1 protein-coding gene (only partly in view) is annotated in these 25,995 nt (G+C 70.2%); it reads left to right on the top strand.

What is annotated here, in order from left to right; translation table 11 throughout:
• On the top strand, positions 1-25,995 hold the 3' portion of the coding sequence (locus ACFWFP_RS23575) for a non-ribosomal peptide synthase/polyketide synthase (protein WP_379298387.1). Its footprint begins 18,081 nt before the window's first position; 25,995 of the gene's 44,076 nt are visible here — the last part of the coding sequence; its start codon lies beyond the left edge, outside the window; its stop codon occupies positions 25,993-25,995.

Here is a 25,995-nt window from a genome sequence, read left to right as displayed (position 1 = left end):
GCGGATGCTCCTGCGGCAGGTTGGCTCGTGCTCGATGAGCTCGACCTGGCTCGTTTCGACGGCGGTCCGATCACAGACTCCGAGCTCGTACGGGCAACCACCCCCGAGCAGCCCGCCTACGTCATCTACACCTCCGGCTCCACCGGCGTGCCCAAGGGCGTCGTTGTCACCCACGCCGGTCTCGCCAACTTCGGCGAGGAGCAGGCCGAGCGCTACGCCCTCGATTCCGGCACGCGCGCACTGCATTTCGCCTCACCCTCGTTCGACGCGTCGATCCTCGAACTGCTGCTGGCGCTGGCCCGCGGCGGTGCGCTGGTCGTCGTGCCGCCCGGCGTCTACGGCGGCGACGAGTTGTCCGAACTGATCCGCGCCGAGCGGGTCACGCACGCCTTCATCACCCCCGCCGCCCTGGCGACCTTCGACCCCAGCGGTCTCGACTCGCTGCGCGTCCTGGTCGCCGGTGGCGAAGCGGTGCCCGCCGACCTGGTGTCGAAGTGGGCAGTTCCCCTGGCGGACGGCACGACTCGCGCCTTCCACAACGGTTACGGTCCCACCGAGACCACGATCATGACCAACATCAGCGCCGCGCTGGTGCCGGGCGAACTGGTCACCATCGGTGGGCCGACTCGCGGCATGCGTTCGCTGATCCTGGACGCCCAGCTCCAGCCTGTTCCGGTGGGTGTCGCGGGTGAGCTGTATCTGTCGGGCATCCAGCTGGCCCGTGGCTACCACGCCCGCGCCGGCCTCACCGCCGACCGGTTCGTCGCCGACCCGTTCATCCCGGGCGAGCGGATGTACCGCACCGGCGACGTGGTGCGCTGGACCGCCGAGCGCACCGTCGAGTACGTCGGCCGCTCCGACTTCCAGGTCAAGATCCGCGGCTTCCGGATCGAACTGGGCGAGATCGACTCCGCCCTCGCCGCGCACCCGGCCGTCGACTTCGCCACCACCGTCGGCCACAAGAGCACCGCGGGCGCCGTCTCGCTGGTCGCGTATGTGGTTGCCGCGCCGGGTCATTCGATCGATGTCGCCGCGCTGACCGCGCACGTCGAGGATCGTCTGCCCGCGTACATGGTGCCGTCGTCGATCATGGTGATCGATCACGTGCCGCTCACCCCGGTCGGCAAGCTCGACCGAAAGGCGTTGCCGGAGCCGGTGTTCGCCACCGAGGTCACCTTCCGGGCCGCGCGCAACCCGATCGAGCAGACCATCGCCGAGGTCTTCGCCGAGGTGCTCGGTGTGGAACGCGTGGGCGTGGACGATTCGTTCTTCGCCCTCGGCGGCGACTCGATCGTCTCCATCCAGCTCGTCTCCCGGGCCAAGGCTCGCGGCGTGCTGTTCTCCCCGCGCAATGTCTTCGAACAGCGGACCGTCGCCGGCCTGGCCTCGGTCGCCGAAACCGCCGATGTCGCGGCGGCTTCCGCGATCACCCTGGCCGAGCTGCCGGGCGGCGGCGTCGGCGAGATGCCGCTCACCCCGGTCGTGCGGTTCATGGCCGAGCGGCCCGGTTCGTTCAATCGGTTCAACCAGACCATGGCGCTGGAACTGCCGGTCGGCATCGACCGCGCGGGCATCGCCGCCACCGTCGGAGCGGTCATCGACCGCCACGACATGCTGCGTTCGCGCCTGCACCAGGTCGACGGCCGCTGGGTCGTCGACACCGCCCCCTCGGGCACCGTCGACGCCGCCGCGCTCATCGACCACACCACGTTCGACCCCGCCGTCTCCGATGCCGAGCTGGTCGACATCGCCGCCGCCGCACTGGATGCCAGCCTCGACCGCCTCGATCCGGCCGAGGGCGTCGTCGTGCGCTTCGTCTGGCTCGAGCCGGACCTGAACGCCGGCGCCGGTGCCGCCGACAAGGTCGAGGGCGCCGGTGCGTCGAATGCCCGTCGCGCAGGTCGCCTGATCGTTGTCGCTCACCACCTCGTGGTCGACGGCGTCTCGTGGCGCATCCTCGTGCCCGACTTCGTCGCGGCCTGGGGACAGCTGTCCGCGGGTCAGCAGCCCGAACTCGTCGCCCCCGCCACGTCCATGCGGGCCTGGGCGCACGCGCTGGCCGACGAGGCGCGCACCACCGAACGCGCCGCCGAGCTCGACTTCTGGCGTGCGGTGGTCGAGACCCCGGATCCGCTGCTCACCGAGCGGCCGATGGACCCGGCGGTCGACGTTTCCGGTGTCGTCGAGAAGCTGCCGGTCGAGGTGTCCGCCGAGGTCACCAAGGCCCTGCTCACCACTGTCCCCGCGCTGTTCCACGGTGGCGTCAACGACGGCCTGCTCACCGCGCTGGCGCTGGCCGCCGCCAAGTGGCGCTCCACCCGTACCGGTCCCGGCGCGCTCGGCAACGGCCACCGCGCCGACCCGAGCGGCGACGCGCTGCTCGTGCGTCTGGAAGGCCACGGTCGCGAGGAAGAGGTCGCGCCCGGCGCCGACCTGTCGCGCACCGTCGGCTGGTTCACCGCCATCTTCCCGGTCCGCCTCGACCTGGCAGGCATCGACATCGACGCCGCGCTCGCCGGTGGTCCGGCGCTGGGCCAGGCCGTCAAGGCGGTCAAGGAACAGCTGCTCGCGGTGCCGGACAAGGGCATCGGTTACGGCCTGTTGCGGTACATGAACGCCGAGACCGCCGTCGAACTGCCCACACAGCTCCCCGGCCAGATCAGCTTCAACTACCTCGGTCGCGTCGCCGACAGCGACGTCCCCGACGCCCTGCGCGGCTTCGGCTGGATCCCGGCACCCGAGCTGGCGGCCCTCGGCGGCGCCTACGACGCCGACATGCCGGCGATGGCGCCCCTCGACGTCAACGCGATCGTCGTCGGCGACAAGCTCAGCGCCAATATCGGCTACCCGAGCACCCTGCTCGCCGAAGCCGAGGTCCGCGAATTCGCCGACCTGTGGATCACCGCGCTGGAAGCCGTTGCCCGGCACGCCAATTCGGCCGACGCGGGCGGTCACACGCCGTCCGACTTCGCCCTCGTGCGCGCCACCCAGCGCGATATCGACACCTGGGAGAAGCGCTACCCCGAGCTGACCCAGGTGTGGCCGCTCGCGGCGCTCCAGGCAGGTCTGTTCTTCCACGCCCGCCTCGCCGCCACCTCGGTCGACGTCTACACCGCCCAGGCCGTCCTCACGCTCACCGGTCGCGTCGACGCCACCCGTCTGCGCGCCGCCGCCCAGGCGCTGCTCGACCGCCACGAAACCCTGCGCACCGCGTTCGTCACCGACCACGACGGCAATGCCGTGCAGGTCGTCCTCGACACCACCCAGGTGGCCTGGACCGAACACGACCGCACGGAATCGGGCGAGTACGACGACCTCGTCGAGGCCGACCGCACCGCACGCTTCGACCTCGCGAACCCGCCGCTGATCCGCTTCACCCTGATCCGGATCGCCGAGCACGAATGGCGCTTCGTGGTGTCCAACCACCACATCCTGCTGGACGGCTGGTCGACGCCGCTGGTCATGCGCGACCTGCTCGCCCTCTACGCCCTGCACGGCGACGCGAGCGCGCTGCCCGCCGTCCGCTCCTACCGGCACTTCCTGGAATGGGTTGCCCGCCAGGATCACTCGGTCTCGGTCGAGGCCTGGTCGCACGCGCTGCGCGGCGTCACCGAGCCGACCATGCTGGCCCGCCCCGACGCGAGCCGCGAGATCGCCGCCCTGTCCGACGAGTACCTGTTCGACCTCGACGAGCCCACCACGGCGCGGCTCGTGGCGCTGGCCGCCGATCTCGGCGTCACCCCGAACACCGTCCTGCAGGTGGCCTGGTCGATCGTGCTCGGCCGGATGACCGGCCGCGACGACGTGCTCTTCGGCACCACCGTCTCGGGTCGTCCCGCGCAGCTGTCCGGCGTGGAATCCATGGTCGGCCTGTTCATCAACACCGTCCCGGTGCGCGTGCGCTTCGACGCCGCCGAATCGGTGCGCGCTGTGCTCACCCGCACCCAGGGTGAGCAAGCCGACCTGCTCGACCACCATTACATCGGCCTGGCCGAGATCCAGTCGGCGGCCGGAATCGGTGGCCTGTTCGACTCGCTGGTGGTCTTCGAGTCCTACCCCGTCGACGCCGAGGGCATCAAGGCCCAGGCCGCCGACATCGACGGGATGGCCGTCACCGGCCTCGACGCCGCCGACGCCACGCACTACCCGCTGTCGCTGATCGCCCAGCTCGACACCCAGCTGCGCATCCGCGCCGGCTATCTGAGCGAGCTGTTCGACGCGGCCACCGTGCACCGCATCGCCGAGCGCCTGCTCCGGGTGCTCACCGCGATCACCACGGAACCGGCTGTCGCCGTGGGCGATATCGAACTGCTCGATGCCGCCGAACGCGAACTCGTCGTGCGCGAGTGGAACGCCACCGCGCACGAGGTCGACCAGCGGGCCACCCTCGTCTCGATGTTCGAGGCACAGCTGGCCCGCACACCGCAGGCCACCGCGCTGTCCTTCGAGGGCACGAGTCTTACCTACGCCGAGTTCGCCCAGCAGGTCTACCGTCTGTCGCGCTGGCTGATCGACCGCGGTGTGGGCCCGGAAACCTATGTGGCACTGGGCATGCGCCGCTCGCTCGACCTGGTGATCGGCATGTACGCGGTGAGCGTGGCCGGTGGCGCCTACGTGCCGCTGGACCCCGATCATCCGGCCGAGCGCACGGAGTACATCCTGGCGACGGCGGATCCGGTGTGTGTGCTCACCTCGGGCACCGATCTGGAGATCGACACCGCCCAGGTCCGCATCGACCTGCTCGACCTGGACGGCTACGCCGACACCCGCGTCACCGACGCCCAGCGCATCGCGCCGTTGCGTCCGGAGAACACGGCGTATGTGATCTTCACGTCGGGTTCGACGGGTCGTCCGAAGGGTGTGGCGGTCAGCCATGGTGCGATCGTCAACCGTTTGGTGTGGATGCAGGAGGCTTACGGTCTGACCGAGGCCGACGTCGTTCTGCAGAAGACGCCTGCCACGTTCGACGTGTCGGTGTGGGAGTTCTTCTGGCCCTTGCAGATCGGTGCGAAGCTGGTTGTCGCGAAGCCGGACGGCCATCGCGATCCGGCGTACCTCGCCGAGATCATCCGCGCCGAGGGCGTCACGGTCACCCACTTCGTGCCGTCGATGCTCGCCGTGTTCGTCGCCGACGCCGCGGCCGCGCGCTGCGAGTCGCTGCGGATGGTGTTCGCCTCCGGTGAAGCCCTGCCGCCCAAGCCCGCTCACCGTTTGCGTGAGCTGACCGGTGCCGCGCTGCACAACCTGTACGGCCCCACCGAGGCCGCGGTCGACGTCACCTTCCACGAGGTCGTTGACACCGACGTGGACACGGTGCCGATCGGCGCCCCGGTCTTCAACACCCAGGTCTACGTCCTCGACGCGCGCCTGCGCCCCGTCCCGGTCGGTGTCGCGGGTGAGCTCTACCTCGCCGGTGTCCAGTTGGCGCGCGGCTACGTCGCCCGCCCGGATCTGACCTCCGATCGCTTCGTCGCCGACCCGTTCGGCGAGGACGGCGAGCGGATGTACCGCACCGGTGACCTCGTCGCCTGGACCGAACAGGGCGAGCTGGAATACCTGGGCCGCACCGACTTCCAGGTGAAGCTGCGTGGTCTGCGCATCGAGCTCGGCGAGATCGAGTCCGCGCTGACCGGCCTCGACGAGGTCGCGCAGTCGGTGGTCGTGGTCCGCGGCGATCAGCACACCGGTGATCAGCTGGTCGCCTACGTGATCCCCGCGACCGGCCGCACCGTCGACATCGAGGACGCCCGCGAGGAACTGGGCAACAACCTGCCCGCCTACATGGTGCCCGCGGTGATCATCGTCCTCGACGAGTTCCCGCTCAACGCCTCCGGCAAGCTCGACCGTAAGGCGCTGCCCGCGCCGGTGTTCGAGGCCGCGGTGTTCCGCGCCCCGACCACCCCGGTCGAGGAGATCGTCGCCGCCACCTTCGCCGGTGTGCTCGGCCTGGACCGGGTCGGCCTGGACGACGACTTCTTCGCCCTCGGCGGCAACTCGCTGACCGCCACCCAGGTCGCCGCCCGCCTGTCGGCCGCGCTCGACACCGATATCGGCGTGCGCGAACTGTTCGAGTCCTCCACCGTGGCCGGGCTGGCCGCGCGCGCCGAGACGCACTCCGGTGCCGAACGCCGCGCGCCGCTGGTGCCGCAGCAGCGCCCCGAGCGGGTGCCGCTGTCGCTGGCACAGCAGCGCATGTGGTTCCTCAACCGCTTCGACCCCGAGTCGGCGGTGGACAACATCCCCGCCGCCGTCCGGCTGTCGGGCCTGCTCGACCGCCAGGCACTGCAGGTGGCCGTGGCCGACGTGCTCGCCCGCCACGAATCCCTGCGCAGCTACTATCCGGAGGTTTCCGGCGCCGGCTACCAGGTGATCGTGCCGACCGGCAAGGTCATCCCCGACCTCGCGCCGATCGAGACCACCGCCGCCGAACTGCCGCAACGGCTTTCGGAGCTGGTACTCACCGCGTTCGACGTCACCGCCCAGGTGCCGTTCCGCGCGGCCCTGTTCGAGGTGAGCCCCACCGAACACGTGCTCGCCCTGGTCGTGCACCACATCTCGGCCGACGGCTTCTCCATGGGCCCGCTGACCCGCGACGTGATGACCGCCTACAGCGCCCGCGTGGAAGGCGCCGAACCGGCCTGGCGTCCGCTGGAAGTCCAATACGCCGACTTCGCGCTGTGGCAGCGCGCCGTACTCGGTGACGAGGACGACACGAAATCGGTGATCGCCCAGCAGATCTCGTACTGGGGTTCGACCCTGCGCGGCCTGCCCGAGCAGCTCGATCTGCCCGCCGACCGGCCGCGCCCCGCCCTCGCCAGCGGGCGCGGCGCCACCCACACCTTCGAGATCGACGCGAAAACCCATGCGGCCCTGACCGAGCTGGCCCGCACCCGCGGCGCGACGCTGTTCATGGTCACCCACGCGGCGCTGGCACTGCTGCTCTCGCGCCTGTCCGGCGAGAACGACATCGCCATCGGCACCCCCATCGCGGGCCGTGGTGAGCGCGCGCTCGACGACCTGATCGGCATGTTCGTCAACACCCTGGTGCTGCGCACCGAGATCGACGGCGACGCGAGCTTCACCGACCTGCTCGGCGAGGTCCGCGCGAGCGATATCGCGGCTTTCGGCCACGCCGACCTGCCGTTCGAGCGCCTCGTCGAGATCCTCAACCCCGCCCGCTCGCAGGCCCGCCACCCGCTGTTCCAGGTCATGCTGGCCTTCCAGAACACCGGCCAGACCAGCCTGGAACTGCCCGGCCTCACCGTCAGCGGTGTCGACCTGCCGATCGACGTGGCCAAGTTCGACCTGCAGGTCGTGCTCACCGAGAAGCCGGGCGACGCATCGGGGATCGTCGCCGAGCTGATCTACGCCACCGATCTGTTCGACGCGGCGACGATGGACCGCTTCGGCGCCCGTTTCACCCGCCTGCTGGCCGGCATCGCGGCGGCGCCGAACCGCGCCGTCGGCGATCTCGCACTGCTCGACTCGGCGGAAACCGCGCTGGCCGTGCGCGGGTGGAACGACACCACCCGTGAGCTGCCCGACACGGGCACGCTGGTGGACGAGTTCGCCCGCCAGGCCGCGGCCACGCCCGACGCGGTCGCGATGGTCGACCCCGCCACCGGCGAAACCCTGACCTATGCCGACTTCGCCTCTCGCGTGCACCGTTTGGCGCATCGCCTGATCGAAGCGGGCGTCGGACCGGAATCCCTGGTCGCGCTCGGCCTGCGCCGCAGCATCGACCTGGTCGTCGCGGCCTACGCGGTGCAGGAAGCGGGCGGTGGCTATGTGCCGCTGGACCTGGACCAGCCCGCCGACCGCATCGCCTATGTGCTGGAGACGGCCGCCCCGGTCGCCGTCCTCACCACCACCCGCGACGGGTTCGGACTCGACGACAGTGCGGCCGTGGACAATGTCGGCTCGGCTGTCGGCGCCGAGGCGGCGGGTGACCCGATAACGCTGGTCATCGACTCGCTCGATCTCTCGGATTACCCGCAGACTCAGGTCACCGATTCCGAGCGGATCGTGCCGCTGCTCCCGCAGCACCCGGCCTACGTCATCTTCACCTCCGGCTCGACCGGCCGTCCCAAGGGTGTGGCCGTGCCGCACTCGGCCGTGGTCAACCAGATCCGCTGGATCACCGGCGAATACGGCATCGACGCCGACGATGTGGTGCTGTTCAAGACGCCCGCCACCTTCGACGTGTCGGTATGGGAGCTGTTCGGCCCGCTGAGCACCGGCGGCCGGATCGTCGTGGCGAGCCCCGACGGCCACCGCGACCCGCAGTACCTCGCGGATGTCATTGCCGCGCAACGGGTCACGATGACCTCGTTCGTGCCGTCGATGCTCACCGTGTTCGCGGGCAGCATCGATCAGGCCGCTGTCGAGGGCGGAGCTCTGTCCTCGCTGCGCGCCCTGCTGATCGCCGGCGAGGCCTTCACCGCCGACACGGTCGTCGCCTTCCGCAAGGTGAGCGACGCGGCGCTGTTCAACCTGTACGGCCCCACCGAGTTCACCGTCCACGCGACGCACGGCCCGGTCGCCGACCAGGTCGACGGCGCCGTCCCGATCGGTGCGCCGGTCTGGAACGCGCAGGCCTACGTCCTGGATTCCCGTCTGCACCCCGTGGCCGCCGGTGTCTCCGGTGAGCTGTACCTGGCGGGCGCGCAGCTGGCCCGCGGCTACTTCGGCCGACCGGACCTCACCGCCGACCGCTTCGTCGCCGACCCGTTCGCGGCAGGCGGCGCCAGGATGTACCGCACCGGTGACCTCGTCCGCCGCGACGAGAACGGCGTCATCACCTACCTCGGCCGCACCGACTTCCAGGTGAAGCTGCGTGGTCTGCGCATCGAACTCGGCGAGATCGAAGCCGCGCTCACCGCGCACAGCACCGTCGCCCAGGCCGTGGTGGTCGTGCGTTCGGATGCGCGCACCGGTGACCAGCTCGTCGGCTATGTCGTCCCCACCGCGGGCGAGAGCGTCGACGTCGACGCTGTGCGCGCGCATCTCGCGGCGCAGCTGCCGTCCTATATGGTTCCGGCCGCGTTCGTCGTCATCGACGAGATGCCGCTGAGCGCCAACGGCAAGCTCGACCGGCGCGCCCTGCCCGAGCCGGTGTTCGAGGCGCGCGAGTTCCGTGCGCCGCGGACGCCGATCGAGGAGATCGTGGCCGCCACCTTCGCCGAGGTGCTCGGCCTGACCGGTGACCGCGCGGTCGGCCTCGACGACGACTTCTTCGACCTGGGCGGCAACTCGCTCATCGCCACCCAGGTGGTCGCCCGCCTCGGTGCCGCCCTCGACACCCGCGTCCCCGTGCGCGCCCTGTTCGAGGCGCCCTCGGTGGCCGCGCTGGCCGCCAAGGTCGAGGTCCACGCGGGCAGCGGCAGCCGCCGCGAGCTCGTCGCCGGTGCGCGCCCGGACCAGATCCCGCTCTCGCTCGCCCAGCAGCGCATGTGGTTCCTCAACCGCTTCGACAGCGCGACCGGCGTCAACAACATCCCGCTCGCGGTCCGCCTGACCGGTGACCTCGACATCGATGCCCTGCGCCAGGCCGTCGCCGATGTGGTCGACCGGCACGAGGTGCTGCGCACCGTCTACCCGGAGACCGCCGAGGGCCAGGGCGTGCAGGTCGTGCTGCCCGCCGGGCAGATGCCGATCTCGCTGCACCCGATCACCGTCGGCGAGGACGAGATCCGCGATCGCATCAGCGAACTCGTGCTCGCCGGATTCGACGTGACCGCCGAGGTCCCGGTGCGCGCCGAACTGTTGCGTATCGCGGGCTCGATGGACGGCTCCCATCCCGACACCCACGTGCTGGTCTTCGTCGTGCACCACATCTCCGGTGACGGCTGGTCGGTGCGCCCGCTGGCCCGCGACGTGATGATCGCCTACGCCGCCCGCTCGCGCGGTGAAGCACCTGGCTGGGCGCCACTGCCCGTGCAGTACGCCGACTTCGCCCTGTGGCAGCGCGAAACACTGGGCTCCGAAGCGGATTCGGCCTCGATGATCGCCCAGCAGGTGGCCTACTGGTCGCAGAACCTGGCCGGGCTGCCCGACCAGCTCGACCTGCCCGCCGACCGGGCCCGTCCCGCTGTGGCGTCCAATCGCGGTGGCGTGCACGAGTTCTCGATCGATCCGGCCCTGGCTGCCGGACTCAACGCGCTGGCCCGCGAACACGGCGCCAGCCTGTTCATGGTCGTGCACGCCGCGTTCGCCGCCCTGCTGGCCCGCCTGTCGGGTAGCGACGACATCGCCATCGGCACCGCCGTCGCCGGTCGTGGTGAAGCGGTGCTCGACGACGCCATCGGCATGTTCGTCAACACCCTGGTCCTGCGCAGCGCCGTCGACCCGGCCCAGCCGTTCACCGAGCTGCTCGACCGGACCAGGGAGAACGACCTCGCCGCCTTCGGCCACGCCGACCTGCCGTTCGAGCGGCTCGTGGAGATCCTCAACCCGGCCCGTTCGCAGGCCCGCCACCCGCTGTTCCAGGTGATGCTGTCCTTCCAGAACACCGGTGAGGCGTCCTTCGAACTGCCCGGCCTCGAGGTCGCGGGCGTGCCTCTCGACGTGGTCACCGCCAAGTTCGATCTGCACCTGAACCTGGCTGATCGTCACCGTGCCGACGGTTCCGCCGACGGCATGACCGCCGAATTCGCCTACGCCACCGACATGTTCGACGCCGGCACCGTCGCCGCCCTCGCGCAGCGCCTGGTGCGGATGCTGACTGCGGTCGTGGCCAAGCCGGCCCGCGCGATCGGCGAGGTCGACCTGCTGGCCCCGGCCGAATACCGCCAGGTGATCACCGACTGGAACGCCACCGAGCATCCGGTCGACCGGGCCGCCACGCTGGTGTCGATGTTCGAGACACAGGCCGCGACCAGCCCGAATGCGACCGCCGTGACGTTCGAGGGGACGAGTCTGTCCTACCGCGAGTTCACCGCGCGGGTGAACCGCCTGGCCCGTCACCTGATCGCCGAGGGCGTCGGCCCGGACACCATGGTCGCGCTCGGCATGCGCCGTTCGCTCGACCTGGTGATCGGCATGTACGCGGTGAGCGTGGCCGGTGGCGCCTACGTGCCGCTGGACCCCGATCACCCGGCCGAGCGCACCCACTACGTGCTCGAGACCGCGGCGCCGGTGTGTGTCCTGACCACTGTCCGTGACGAATTCGACGCGGGTTCGGCCACGGCGCTCAACATCGATCGCCTGGATCTCTCGGGCTACTCGGATGCGCCGGTCACCGATGCCGAGCGGATCGCGCCGTTGCGTCCGGAGAACACGGCGTATGTGATCTTCACGTCGGGTTCGACGGGTCGTCCGAAGGGGGTGGCGGTCAGCCATGGTGCGATCGTCAACCGCTTGGTGTGGATGCAGCAGGCCTACGGTCTGACCGAGGCCGATGTGGTCTTGCAGAAGACCCCGGCGACCTTCGACGTGTCGGTGTGGGAGTTCTTCTGGCCCTTGCAGATCGGCGCGCGACTCGTTGTCGCCAAGCCCGATGGTCACCGCGATCCCGCCTACCTCGCCGAGATCATTGCCACCGAAGGCGTCACCACCGCGCACTTCGTGCCGTCGATGATGTCGGTCTTCGTCGCCGAACTGGCCGAATCCGCTGCCGTGGCGCTCGCCGACGGTGCCGAGGTCTCGAGCAGCCTGCGACTGGTGTTCGCCTCGGGTGAGGCGCTGCCCGCGCCGACCGCCCAGCGGATGCGCGCCCTCACCGGCGCGGCCCTGCACAACCTGTACGGCCCCACCGAGGCCGCCGTCGACGTGACCTTCCACGAGGTCACCGATGCCGACACCACCTCGGTGCCGATCGGTGCGCCGGTCTTCAACACCCAGGTGTACGTGCTGGATTCGCGCCTGCACCCCGCGCCCGTCGGCGTTCCCGGCGAGCTCTACCTGGCCGGTGTCCAGCTGGCGCGCGGTTACGTCAACCGTCCCGATCTCACCGCCGACCGCTTCGTCGCCGATTCGTTCGGCGAACACGGCGCTCGCATGTACCGCACCGGCGACCTCGTCGCCTGGACCGCCGACGGCGAGCTGGAGTACCTGGGCCGCACCGACTTCCAGGTGAAGCTGCGTGGTCTGCGCATCGAACTCGGCGAGATCGAGTCCGCGCTCACCGCGCTGCCCTCGATCGCCCAGTCCGTGGTCGTGGTCCGCTCCGACGAGCGTCTCGGCGACCAGCTGGTCGGCTACCTGATCCCGGCGGCCGGTTCGAGCATCGACCTCGACGCCGTGCGTACCGACCTCGGTGGCGCGCTGCCGGCCTACATGGTCCCCACCGCCTTCGTGATCCTGGACGCCTTCCCGCTCAACGCCTCGGGCAAGCTCGACCGCAAGGCGCTGCCCGCGCCGGTGTTCGAGGCCAAGGTGTTCCGCGCGGCGTCCACCCCGATCGAAGAGATCGTGGCGGGCACCTTCGGTGACGTGCTCGGCGTGACCCGGGTCGGCGCCGACGACGACTTCTTCGAACTCGGCGGCAACTCGCTGCTGGCCACCCAGGTCACCGCCCGCATCGGTGCGGCCCTGGACACCCAGCTCTCGGTCCGCGATCTGTTCGAGGCCTCGACGGTCTCCGCACTGGCCGCCCGCGCCGAGCACAACGCGGGCTCCGGCCGGGCCCGTCCGCGCCTGACCGCGGGGGAGCGGCCCGCCGTCATCCCGCTCTCGCCCGCCCAGCAGCGCTACTGGTTCCTCAACCAGTTCGACACGTCCACCTCCGCGGTCGACAACATCCCCCTGGCCGTGCGCCTCACCGGCGACCTCGACGTGCCCGCGCTCGAGCAGGCCATCGGCGACGTGTTCGCCCGCCACGAAATGCTGCGCACCACCTACCCGGGCTCGCCGGACGGCCCGCACCAGGTGATCCTGCCCGTGTCGCAGAGCCGCGCCGTGGTGCACCACATCACCGTCACCGAGGCCGAACTGCTCGGCAGCGTCATCGAATTCGCGATGACCACCTTCGACGTCACCCACGAGGTGCCGCTCAAGGTCGCGCTGTTCGAACTCACCGAGACCGACCACGTGCTCGCGTTCACCGTGCACCACGTCTCCGCCGACGGTTCCTCGATGGGCCCGCTGGCCCGCGACATCATGGCCGCCTACGTGGCCCGCGTGCAGGGCGAGGCGCCGCAGTGGGCGCCGCTGCCCGTGCAGTACGCCGACTACGCGCTGTGGCAGCGCGAGGTCCTCGGCGACGAGACCGATCCCGAATCCCTCGCCGCCAAGCAGGTCGCCTACTGGAGCGAAGCGCTCGCCGGGCTGCCCGACCAGCTCGAACTGCCCGCCGACCGGCCGCGCCCGCCCGCGCAGTCGTTCCAGGGCCAGGCCATCCGCTTCGAGATCGACCCGGAACGTCACGCGGCCCTGCACGAACTGGCCAGGGCGAACAACGCCTCGCTGTTCATGGTCGTGCACGCCGCGCTCGCGGTGCTGCTCGCCCGCCTGTCGGGCACCGACGACATCGCCGTCGGCACCCCCATCGCCGGCCGTGGTGAGCGCGAACTCGACGACCTGATCGGCATGTTCGTCAACACCCTGGTGTTCCGCACCGCCGTCGACCCCGGCGCCTCCTTCGCTGAACTGCTCGCCGACGTGCGCAACCGCGACCTGGAAGCCTTCGCGAACGCCGACGTGCCGTTCGAGCGGCTCGTCGAGGTGCTCAACCCGGTCCGCTCCACCGCCCGCAACCCGCTGTTCCAGGTGGGCCTGTCGTTCCAGAACCTGGCCGACACCACCTTCGAACTGCCCGGCCTCACCGTCAGCGCCGTCGACTACGACTCCCAGCTGGCCAAGACCGACCTGCACGTCACCCTCTACGACCGCTACACCGACGACGGCGCGCCGGCCCAGCTGGTCACCGAATTCGGCTACGCCATCGACCTGTTCGACGAGGCGACGGTCCAGAGCTTCGCGGACCGTTTCCTGCTGGTGCTGGACGCGGTCGCCGCCGACGCCACTCTCCCGGTCGGCGATATCGATCTGCTCACCACGCCGGAATCCGAGCGGATCGTCACCGCGTGGAACGACACCGCGCACGCTGTCGACACCGACGCCACCCTGGTGTCGCTGCTCGACGCCACCGTGGCTGCCACCCCGGACGCGATCGCGCTGATCGTGGACGATGCCGAGGGCCGCACCCCAGTCGGCCTCGCCCCGGCGGCTGACGGCGGTGCTGCTCGCAGCAGCGTGGTAGCGATCGAAACCGCCGGTCGTATCGAGCTGACCTATGCCGAGCTCGACGCGGAAGTGAACCGTCTTGCCAGGCACCTGATCTCGCTCGGTATCGGCACCGAGGACCGGGTGGCACTGGCCATCCGTCGTTCCGCCGAGCTGATCATCGCGATGTACGCGGTGGCCCGCACGGGGGCGGCGTATGTGCCGATCGACCCGGATCAGCCTGCCGAGCGCACCGACTACATCCTCGAGACAGCCGCACCCGCTGTCGTGCTGACCACGGCGAGCGCCGAATTCAGTACCGCGGCAGCCGAAGTGGTGGTGCTCGACGACCTCGACCTCAGCGATGTCAGCGATGCCGCGATCACCGGGCGCACCCTGGTCCCGGCGAACACCGCGTACGTGATCTTCACGTCCGGCTCGACCGGCAAGCCCAAGGGCGTCGCGGTCTCGCACGGCGCGATCGTCAACCAGTTGCTGTGGGAGATGGCCGAATTCGGGATCGGCGCCGATGACGCGGTGCTGCTCAAGACCGCCGCCACCTTCGACCTCTCGGTCTGGGAATTCTGGACCGCCGCCGTCGCGGGCGCCCGCCTGGTGGTCGCCACCGCCGACGGCCACCGTGACCCGGCCTACCTCAACGACCTGATGCGGGCCACCGCCGTCACCACGCTGCATGTGGTGCCGTCGATGCTCGACGCGCTGCTCACCGAATCCGGTGCCGCACTGCCGCGTACGTTGCGCCGCGTCCTCGCCATCGGTGAGGCGCTGCCCGCCGCGACCGCGCAGCGTTTCCGCACGGCCAACACCGCCGCGCTGTTCAACCTGTACGGCCCGACCGAGGCCGCGGTCTCGATCACCAGCCACGCGGTCACCGACGCGGACACGGTGTCGGTGTCGATCGGCGCACCGGAGTGGAACAGCCGTGTCTACGTGCTGGATTCGCGCCTACGCCCGGTGCCGGTGGGCGTCTCCGGTGAGCTCTACCTGGCCGGTGCCCAGCTGGCCCGCGGCTACTACGGTCGCGCGGATCTGACCGCCGACCGCTTCGTCGCCGACCCGTTCGCCGCATCCGCCGGTCGCCCGGAACTCGGCGCCCGCATGTACCGCACCGGTGACCTGGTGGCCTGGAATGCCAACGGCGAGCTGGACTACCGGGGCCGCACTGACTTCCAGGTGAAGATCCGTGGCTTCCGCATCGAACTCGGCGAGATCGAAGCCGCGCTGCTACGGCAGCCGGGCATCACCTCCGCCGCCGTTCTCGCGCACACCGACCCCGTCGTCGGCGACCGCCTGGTCGCCTATGTCGTCGCCGGTACCGACGCCGCGACCACCGACGCCGCGCGGTCTCGCTCCGCCGCCGACGGTGGCGAGCTCGACAAGCGCGCCCTGCGTACCGCGCTCGCGGCCGAACTGCCCTCCTACATGGTTCCGACCGTGTTCCTGCAGCTCGACGCGCTGCCGCTGAACGCCAACGGCAAGCTCGACCGCAAGGCTCTCCCGGAGCCCGAGGTCGAGAAGGCCGTGTTCCGCGCGCCGGTGAGCCCGAGCGAACAGCTCGTCGCGGCCACCTTCGCCGAGGTCCTTCGCCTCGATGCCGACAAGCGTTTCGGCCTCGACGACGACTTCTTCGCCTGGGGCGGCAACTCGCTGCTGGCCACGCAGGTCGCCGCCCGCCTCGGCGCGGCGCTCGACACCCGGATCCCCGTGCGCCTGCTGTTCGAGGCGTCCACGGTGGCCGCGCTGGCTCAGCGGGTCGAGCAGCATGCCGAGACCGGCGATCGCAAGGCGCTGACCGCGGGTCCGCGCCCCGAGCACATCCCGCTCTCGCTCGCGCAGCAGCGGATGTGGTTCCTCAACCGCTTCGACACCCAGTCGGCCGCGTACAACGTGCCCGTCGCGGTTCGCCTGACCGGCGACCTCGACGTGCGCGCGCTGCGCGCGGCGGTCACCGACCTGGTGACCCGCCACGAGATCCTGCGCACGATCTACCCGCAGACAGCCGCCGGTGCGGCCCAGGTGATCCTGTCGCCCGCGCAGGCCGCGCCGGACCTGATCGAACGCACCGTCGCCGCCGACCAGGTGGAATCGGCGGTGGCCGAACTGATGTCGACGATGTTCGACGTCACCGTCGAGGTCCCGCTCAAGGTCGCCCTGTTCCGGGTCGAGAACACCGACGAGTTCGTCCTGGCTCTGGTCGTGCACCACATCTCCGGTGACGGTTCCTCCGTCGCCCCGCTGACCCGCGACCTGATGACCGCCTACGCGGCCCGCTCCATGGGCTCCGAGCCCGGTTGGGCCCCGCTGGCCGTGCAGTACGCGGACTACAGCATCTGGCAGCGTGACCTGCTCGGCAGCGAGGACGACGCCGACTCGATGGCGTCCAAGCAGGTCGCGCACTGGAAGCAGGCGCTGGCGGACCTGCCCGATCAGCTCGACCTGCCCGCCGACCGGCCGCGTCCCGCGGTGCAGACCTTCGCCGGTAGCAAGGTCGACGTCCAGATCGACGCCGACACCCACCGCGCGCTGGTCGAACTGGCCCGTGCCGAGGGCGCGACGCTGTTCATGGTCGTGCACACCGCCCTCGCGGTGCTGCTCGCCCGCCTGTCGGGCACCGACGACATCGCCATCGGCACCCCGATGGCCGGTCGTGGCGAAGCCGCGCTCGACGACATGATCGGCATGTTCGTCAACACCCTGGTCTTCCGCACCAGGGTCGACGGCGGCGAGGCGTTCACCGAACTGCTGGCCCGCCAGCGTGAAGACGACATCGCGGCGTTCGCCAACGCCGACGTGCCGTTCGAGCGTCTCGTCGAGGTGCTCAACCCGGTTCGCTCCACCGCGCGTCATCCGCTGTTCCAGGTGGGCCTGTCGTTCCAGAACCTCAGCCGCGCCACTCTGGAACTGCCGGGCCTGACGGTCTCCGGCCTCGACATCGCCACCGAGCTGTCACAGTTCGATCTGCACCTGATCGCCACCGACCGCTACAGCGATGCCGGTGAGCCCGAAGGTATCTCGGGTCTGTTCACCTACGCCACCGACCTGTTCGACCACGCCACGGTCGAAGGTTTCGTGGAGCGGTTCGTCCGCCTGCTCGGCGCGATCGTCGCCACCCCGCGCACCGCGGTCGGCGATATCGAACTGCTGGCCACGGCCGAACGCGCCCAGATCCTCGACGCACGCAACGCCACCACCTACCCGGTCGACACCGAGGCCACCCTGGTCTCGCTGCTCGACGCGTCGGTGGCCGCCGATCCGAAGTCGACCGCGCTGGTCACCGACGACGGCGCGCAGCTCACCTACGCCGAACTCGACGCGAAGGTGAACCGCCTCGCCCGGCACCTGATCTCGCTGGGTGTGGGTCCGGAGTCCCGGGTCGCGCTGGCGATGCGCCGGTCCGTCGACCTGGTCGTCGCGATGTACGCGGTGGCCAAGTCCGGTGGCGCGTACGTGCCGGTCGACCCCGATCAGGCGGCCGAGCGCACCGACTACATCCTCGAGACGGCGGCACCGGTCTGCGTGCTGACCGCCGCCGAGTTCGCCACCGATGCCGCGCCCGTGGTCCGCGTCGACGAGCTCGACCTCGAATCGCTGAGTGCCGCACCGATTTCCGATACCGAGCGCACCGAGCCGCTGCGACCGGAGAACACCGCGTACGTGATCTTCACGTCCGGCTCCACCGGCCGCCCGAAGGGTGTGGCCGTCTCGCACGGTGCCATCGCCAACCAGCTGCAGTGGAAGCTGATCGAGTTCGGCATGGACGCCGCCGACGCGGTGCTGCTCAAGACCGCCGCCACCTTCGACCTCTCGGTCTGGGAGTTCTGGTCGGCCGCGGTCTGCGGTGGCCGCCTGGTGATCGCCTCGGCCGACGGCCATCGCGACCCGGCCTACCTCAACGAGCTGATGGCCCGCGAATGGGTCACCACCCTGCACGTGGTGCCGTCGATGCTCGACGCGCTGCTCGCCTCGGGGATCCCCGATTCGCTGTGGCGGGTGCTCGCCATCGGTGAGGCGCTGCCGGGTTCGCTGGCCCAGCGTTTCCGCACCGAGTTCAGCCGCACCGAGCTGTTCAACCTGTACGGCCCGACCGAGGCCGCGGTCTCGATCACCTCGCACCGGGTGAACGCCGCCGACCAGGTGTCGGTCTCCATCGGTTCGCCCGAGTGGAACAGCCAGGTCTACGTGCTCGACGCGCGTCTGCGCCCGGTGCCCGACGGTGTCGCCGGTGAGCTGTACCTGGCGGGCGCGCAGCTGGCTCGCGGCTACTACGGTCGCGCGGATCTGACCGCCGATCGCTTCGTGGCCAACCCGTTCACCCCGGGTACTCGCATGTACCGCACCGGTGACCTGGTGGCCTGGAACAACCGCGAACTCGACTACCGTGGCCGCACCGACTTCCAGGTGAAGATCCGCGGCTTCCGCATCGAGCTCGGCGAGATCGAGGCCGCGCTGCTCGCGCTGCCCGAGATCGCCCAGACCGCGGTGATCGCCAAGTCCGATCCGCGCACCGGTGACCGCCTGGTCGCCTACCTGGTCGGCTCGGATATCGATGTGGCACAGATCAAGTCGACGCTGGCCGACGGCTTGCCGTCGTACATGGTGCCCGCCGCGTTCGTCGTGCTGGACGCGCTGCCGCTCAATGTCAACGGCAAGCTCGACCGCAAGGCGCTGCCGGAGCCGGAGTTCGAGGCGCAGGTCTTCCGCGCGCCGTCGACGCCGATCGAGGAGATCGTGGCCGGCGTGTTCGCCGATGTCCTCGGCGCCGAGCGGGTCGGTGCCGACGACGACTTCTTCGCTCTCGGCGGCAACTCGCTGCTGGCCACCCAGGTCGCGGCCCGCCTCGGCGCCGCCCTGGACAGCCGGGTGCCCGTGCGCCTGCTGTTCGAGGCCTCGACGGTGGCCGGACTCGCGGTGAAGGTCGAGCAGGGTGCGGGCGCCGGTGGGCGTCGCGCGCTGGTCGCCGGGCCGCGCCCGGATCAGGTGCCGCTGTCGCTCGCGCAGCAGCGCATGTGGTTCCTGAACCAGTTCGACACGGCTTCCTCGGTGAACAACATCCCCGTCGCCGTCCGCCTGTCGGGCGCGCTGGACGTGGACGCGCTGCAACTGGCCGTCGCCGATGTGCTCGCCCGGCACGAGACCCTGCGCACGGTGTACCCGTCGACCGACGGCACGCCGCACCAGGTGATCCTGCCGGTCGAGGGCAATGTGCCGGACCTGACGCCGGAAACCGTTGCCCCCGAACAGGTGCGCGACAAGATCGCCGAGCTGATCACCACCGGCTTCGATGTGATCGACGAAGTTCCGTTGCGCGCTCGCCTGATGCAGGTCGGCGACGAGGAGTTCGTGCTCGTGTTCGTCGCTCACCACATCAGCGCCGACGGCTGGTCCATGGGCCCGCTGACCCGCGACGTGATGATCGCCTACGCCGCCCGTGCCACCGGTGCGGCCCCGGGCTGGGCGCCGATGCCGGTGCAGTACGCCGACTTCAGCGTCTGGCAGCGCGAGGTGCTCGGCTCCGAGGCCGACGAGACCAGCCTCATCGCCCAGCAGGCCGACTACTGGAAGCGCGCACTCGCCGGTGTTCCCGACGAGCTGAACCTGCCCCTGGATCGGCCGCGTCCGAGCACACAGTCCTTCGCCGGTGGCCGGGTGCTGTTCCCGATCGGTGGCGACATCCACGCCGGACTGTCCGCCATCGCCCGCGAGCAGAACGCGACGCTGTTCATGGTCGTGCACACCGCGCTGGCGGTCTTCCTGGCACGCATGTCGGGCACCGAGGACATCGTCATCGGCACCCCGATCGCGGGCCGTGGTGAAGCCGAACTCGACGATGTGATCGGCATGTTCGTCAACACCCTCGCCCTGCGCACGCAGGTCGGCGGACAGCTCAGCTTCGCGGAGCTGCTGACCCAGGCCAAGGACGCCGACCTGGCCGCCTTCGCCCACGCCGACATCCCGTTCGAACGACTGGTGGAACTGCTCAACCCCGAGCGCTCCACGGCGCGGCACCCGCTGTTCCAGGTGGCGCTGTCGTTCGAGAACCTGCCCGACGCCGGCTTCGAGCTGCCCGGCCTGTCGGTCTCGGCCGTCGACTTCGACGTCGACACCGCCAAGTTCGACCTGCTGCTCACCGTGCGGGAAGCGGCAGCAGGAGATGAGGCAGGCGCCTACGCCGAGTTCTCCTACGCCAGTGCGTTGTTCGACCAGTCGACGGTGGAGAAGTTCGCGCAGCGCTTCCAGCGTCTGCTCGCCGAGGTCGTCGCCGACACCACCACCCCGGTCGGCGATCTCGAACTCCTCGACGAGACCGAGCGCACCGAACTGCTCACCCGCACAGGCGGTCCCGCCGCTGCGGTGAGCACCCTTCCGGAGCTGCTGGCCCAGGCCGTGGCGACCAACCCGACCGGTCAGGCCATCGTCGCGCCGGGCGAGTCGGCGGGCAGCGGTCTGGTCGGGGCGCTCACATCGGCCGAAGGTGCGTCGACGTCGTCGATCGCATCGCTGACCTACGCCGAGCTCGACGCGGCGTCCTCGCGTCTGGCTCGCGTGCTGATCGAGCGTGGTGCGGCACCGGAAACGGTCGTCGCCATCGCCATGCAGCGTTCGCTCGACACGACCCTGGCCATCTGGGCCGTCAGCAAGACCGGCGCGGCCTTCCTCCCGGTCGACCCGAAGTACCCGGCCGAGCGCATCGCCCACATGATGTCGGATTCCGGTGCGGCGCTGGGTATCACGGTTTCCTCCGAGGTCGGCCACCTGCCCGCGCCCACGCAGGGTGACTGGCTGGTCCTCGACGACGACGCCGCCGCGGCGCAGATCGCCGCACAGTCCGACGCCCCGATCACCGAGGCCGATCGCCGTGGCGCGGTCCGCCCCGGCAACACGGCCTACATGATCTACACCTCGGGTTCGACGGGTCTGCCCAAGGGCGTCGTCGTCACCCACGCCGGTGTGCCCAATTTCGCCGCCGCCCAGGTCGCGCAGTTCGGTCTCGACGAGAACGCGCGGACTCTGGCGTTCGCGTCACCGTCGTTCGACGCGTCGATCCTCGAGTTCCTCCTGGCCGTCGGCTCGGCGGGCACGCTCGTCATCACACCGGTCGGTGTGGTCGGCGGCGAGGAGCTGGCCGACATCATCGCGGGCCAGCGGCTCACCCATGTGTTCCTCACCCCGCTGGTCGCGGCGTCGATGGAACCCGCGGCACTGGCCGGGCTCGAAGCGCTGATCGTCGGTGGCGACAAGGCCCCCGTCGACCTGGTCGCGAACTGGCACAGCGCGGGTACCGACCCGGCGCACCACCGGTTCTACAACGCCTACGGCCCGACCGAGGCGACCATCGCCACCAACCTGTCCGATCCGCTGCTGCCGGGCGACACCATGAACATCGGTGGCCCGATCGCGGGCGCCACCGTGTACGTGCTCGACAGCCGCCTGCGCCCGGTCCCCGAGGGCGTGGCCGGTGAGCTGTACCTCGGCGGCGTCCCGCTGGCCCGCGGCTACCACGCGCGCCACGGCCTCACCGCCGAGCGTTTCGTGGCCAGCCCGTACGTGGCGGGCGAGCGCCTCTACCGCACCGGTGACGTCGTGGCCTGGCGCACGGTGCACGGCAAGCCGGTCGTGGAATACGTGGGCCGCAACGACTTCCAGGTGAAGATCCGCGGTTTCCGCATCGAACTGGGCGAGATCGACGCGGTCCTCACCGCGCACGACGCCGTCGAGTTCGCGGCCACCATCGGCCGCGAGACCGACGCGGGCGCCACCATCCTGGTGTCCTACGTGCGCGGCACCGTCGACCCGGCCGCCCTGGTCGAGTACGCGGCGCAGCACCTGCCCGCGCACATGGTGCCCGCCGCCGTGATGGTCCTCGACGAGATCCCGCTGACCCCCGCGGGCAAGCTGGACCGGCGCGCACTGCCCGAGCCGGTCCTCGCCCCGCGCGAGTTCCGCACGCCGACCAGCGACCTCGAGGCGATCATCGCCACCGTCTTCGCCGAGGTGCTCGGCGTGGACGCCGTGGGCCTGGACGATTCGTTCTTCGCCCTCGGCGGCGACTCGATCCTGTCCATCCAGCTGGTCTCGCGCGCCAAGGACCGCGGCGTGCTCTTCAAGCCGCGCGATGTGTTCGACAAGCGCAGCGTGGCCGGGCTCGCCGAGATCGCCGTGCTCGCGAGCGACGCCGAACAGATCGTGCTCGAGGAACTGCCGGGCGGCGGTGTCGGCGAAATCCCGATGCTGCCGATCATGCGTCAGATCCTGGCGAGCGGTTCCACCTACGACCGGTTCTCCCAGTCGATGGTGCTTCGCCTGCCCGACAACATCACCGCCGATGTCCTGCACGCCACCATCGGCGCGGTCTTCGACCACCACGATGTGCTGCGTTCGCGGGTGGCCAAGGATGCCGCGAACGGGTGGATCTTCGAGGCTCTGGCACCGGGCGAGGTCGACGTGACCACGCTCGTGCGCCGGGTCGAGGTCGCCGGTGACATCGCCGACGATCAGCTGTCCAAGCTGGCAAGCGTCGAATACGACGAGGCCATGGGCCGTCTCGACCCCGCGAACGCCGCCATGGTGCAGTTCGTCTGGTTCGCCTTCGGCGACAACGCCGAGGGACCGCGCCGCCGCGACGTACTGCTCATCGTCGGCCACCACTTCGTGATCGACGGCGTCTCCTGGCGCATCCTGATCCCGGACCTCGGCATGGCCTGGGGTCAGATCGCGGCGGGCCAGCAGGTCACGCTGCCGGTCAACGGCACCTCGATGCGTCGCTGGGCGCACAGCCTGGTCGAGCAGTCGGCGGATCGCCGTGCGGAACTGCCGTTCTGGCGCGAGGTTTCGGCCACCGCCGATCCGCAGCTGGGCTCGCGGGCGTTCGACCCGCAGGTCGACACCTTCGCCACCGTCGACCGGGTACAGGTCACCCTGTCGCCCGAGGTCACCGACGCGGTCCTCACCGCCATCCCCGGCCTCTACCACGGCGGCGTCAACGACGGTCTGCTCACCGCACTCGCGCTGGCCGTATCCCGGTGGCGTGGTGACGAATCCGGCACCGCGGCCCTGATCAAGCTGGAAGGCCACGGCCGCCAGGAAGAGATCGTGGCCGGTGCGGATCTGTCGCGCACCGTCGGCTGGTTCACCACTGCCTTCCCGGTCCGTTTGGACCTGGGCGGTGCCGACCTCGACGACGCGTTCGCCGGTGGCGCCGTGCTCGGTGACGTCATCAAGTCGGTCAAGGAGCAGATGCTCGCGGTGCCGGACAAGGGCATCGGCTTCGGCATGCTGAAGTACCTCGACGGTGCCGACCTGCCGAGCGTCGGCCAGATCAGCTTCAACTACCTCGGTCGCGCGACCGCCGGTGAGATCCCGGCCGAGCTCGCCGAACTCGGCTGGGTGCCGGTGGCGGATCTGGGTCAGCTCGACGCCGAGATGGACCTCGACATGCCCGCCAACGCGACCCTGGACATCAACGCCATCGTCAACGACGGCGACGAGGGCCCGCAGCTCGGCGCGAACATCGCGTTCCCGAAGGGTCTGCTCACCGCCGACCAGGCGCAGGAGTTCGCCGACCTGTTCGTGGCCGCGCTCACCGCGCTCGCCACGCACGCCCAGCGGGCCGACGCGGGTGGCTTCACCCCGTCCGACATGTCCCTGATCCGGGTCGGCCAGTCCGATCTGGAGCTGTGGGAGCGCGACTACCCGGCGCTGTCGGAGGTGTGGCCGCTCTCGCCGCTGCAGGCGGGCCTGATGTTCCACGCCATGCTCAGCTCGGCGACCGTCGACGTCTACACCGTGCAGGCCGTCCTCGACCTGACCGGCACCCTCGACACCGAGCGTCTGCGCGGCGCGGCCCAGGCCGTGCTCGACCGGTACCCGAACCTGCGGACGGCGTTCGTCACCGATTCGGCCGGTCAGCCGGCACAGGTGGTGCTCTCCGAGCTCGAGGTGCCGTGGCGCGAGGTCGACCTCACCGACCTGCCCGAGGACGAGCGGATGCCGCGGATGCGGCAACTGCTGCGCGCCGACCAGGCGAACCAGTTCGACATGGCCACCGCGCCGCTGATCCGCTTCGGTCTCTACAAGATCGACGAGGAGCATTCGCACCTGGCGATCACCGTGCACCACATCCTGGTCGACGGCTGGTCCATGCCGCTGCTCATGCGCGACCTGCTCGTGCTCTACGCGGTGCACGGTGACCTCACCGCGCTCCCGCGGGTGGCGTCCTACCGCAACTTCCTGTCCTGGCTCTCGGGCTGGGATCGGGAAGTGTCGCTACAGGTGTGGGCGGACGCGCTCGCCGGGGTCGAAGGCCCCACCCAGCTCGCGCCCGCGCCGCGCACCGACGAACGCTACGAACTCGGCAAGGTCATCGTCGAGATCGACAACGACCGCACCAGGAAGCTCGGCAAGTTCGCCGGCGAGCTCGGTGTCACCGTGAACACGATGCTGCAGACCGCGTGGGGCATCGTCGTCGGCCGCCTCACCGGCCGCGACGACGTGGTGTTCGGCGCGACCGTCTCCGGTCGCCCGGCGGAGCTGCCCGGCGTCGAGTCGATGGTCGGCCTGTTCATCAACACCCTGCCCGTGCGCATCCAGATCGACGATCGGATGACCGCGGAGAAGCTCACCCAGCGGGTGCAGTCCGAGCAGGCCGAGCTGCTCAGCCACCACTTCGTCGGTCTGTCCGACATCCAGCGGGTGGCGGGCATGGGCTCGCAGTTCGACACGCTGGTGGTGTTCGAGTCCTACCCGATGGACAAGGACGCCGTCACCGCGGCGAGCTCGATCGACGGCATGCAGGTCACCGGTGTCGGCCTCGACGACGCGACCCACTACCCGCTCACGCTGGTGGTGATGGCCGAGTCGACCATCGAGATCACGATGAAGTACCTGACCAGCACCTTCACCGCCGACGAGGTCCGCACGCTGTCGCAGCGCCTGCTGCGGGTGCTCGACGAGCTGCTCGACAACCCGTCCGGCCTGGTCGGCGACATCGACATCCTCGATGCGGGCGAACGCGCCCAGCTGCTCGCCGATTCCGGTGTGACAGCCGCTGTTTCGGCCCCGGTCGCTGCCGGTGTCGGCGCGCAGACGGTGGCCAAGGTGCTCGCCGAGGTCGTCGAAGCCGATCCGCAGGCTCCGGCGTTGTTGCGCGGTGACAGCGAAATCGCCTACAGCGCACTGGATCGCAAGTCCTCACAGCTGGCCCGCGTGCTCATCGCGCGTGGTGCGGGCCCAGGCGACGTGGTCGCGATCTCGCTGCCGCGCAGCGTGGATTCGGTCCTCGCCGCCTGGGCGGTGCACAAGGCAGGCGCCGCGGTGCTGTTCGCCGGTGAACTCTCCGGCGTCGAAATCGCCGCCGCCGGAGCTGTTTTCGGCATCAGCGCTACGCCGGTCGCCGGGGTGGCGGGTCAGTGGCTGGTCCTGGCCGACGTCGAAGACGAGATCGCCGCCACCGCGGCCCATCCCGTCTCCTACGCCGACCGAGTCCGCCCCCTGACCGAGGACCATCCGGCCTTCGTGCTGGTCTCCGGCGAGCACGCCACCGTCCTCGCCCAGTCCGAAGCGGTGGCCCTCGCCGAACGCCTGCGCGACGACCACGGCATCGACTACGAAGGCACCACCTACACCACCCACGCCTCCGGTCCGGCCGCCGTCCAGGAATTCCTGGCCTCGTCCACCGCCGGGGCACTGTCGGTGCTCCCCGATGCCTCGGTGGAAGACGACCTGACAGACGGCGAGGTCACTCACTGGTTCGTAGTCGCGGGCGACCCGACCGACGTGGCCGACAGTGAGGTCACGGTGATCGTCGCTGAGTAG

This window comes from Nocardia sp. NPDC060249 (assembly GCF_042728755.1).
Lineage (GTDB): Bacteria > Actinomycetota > Actinomycetes > Mycobacteriales > Mycobacteriaceae > Nocardia.
This window is presented reverse-complemented; position numbering and strand designations above follow the sequence as displayed.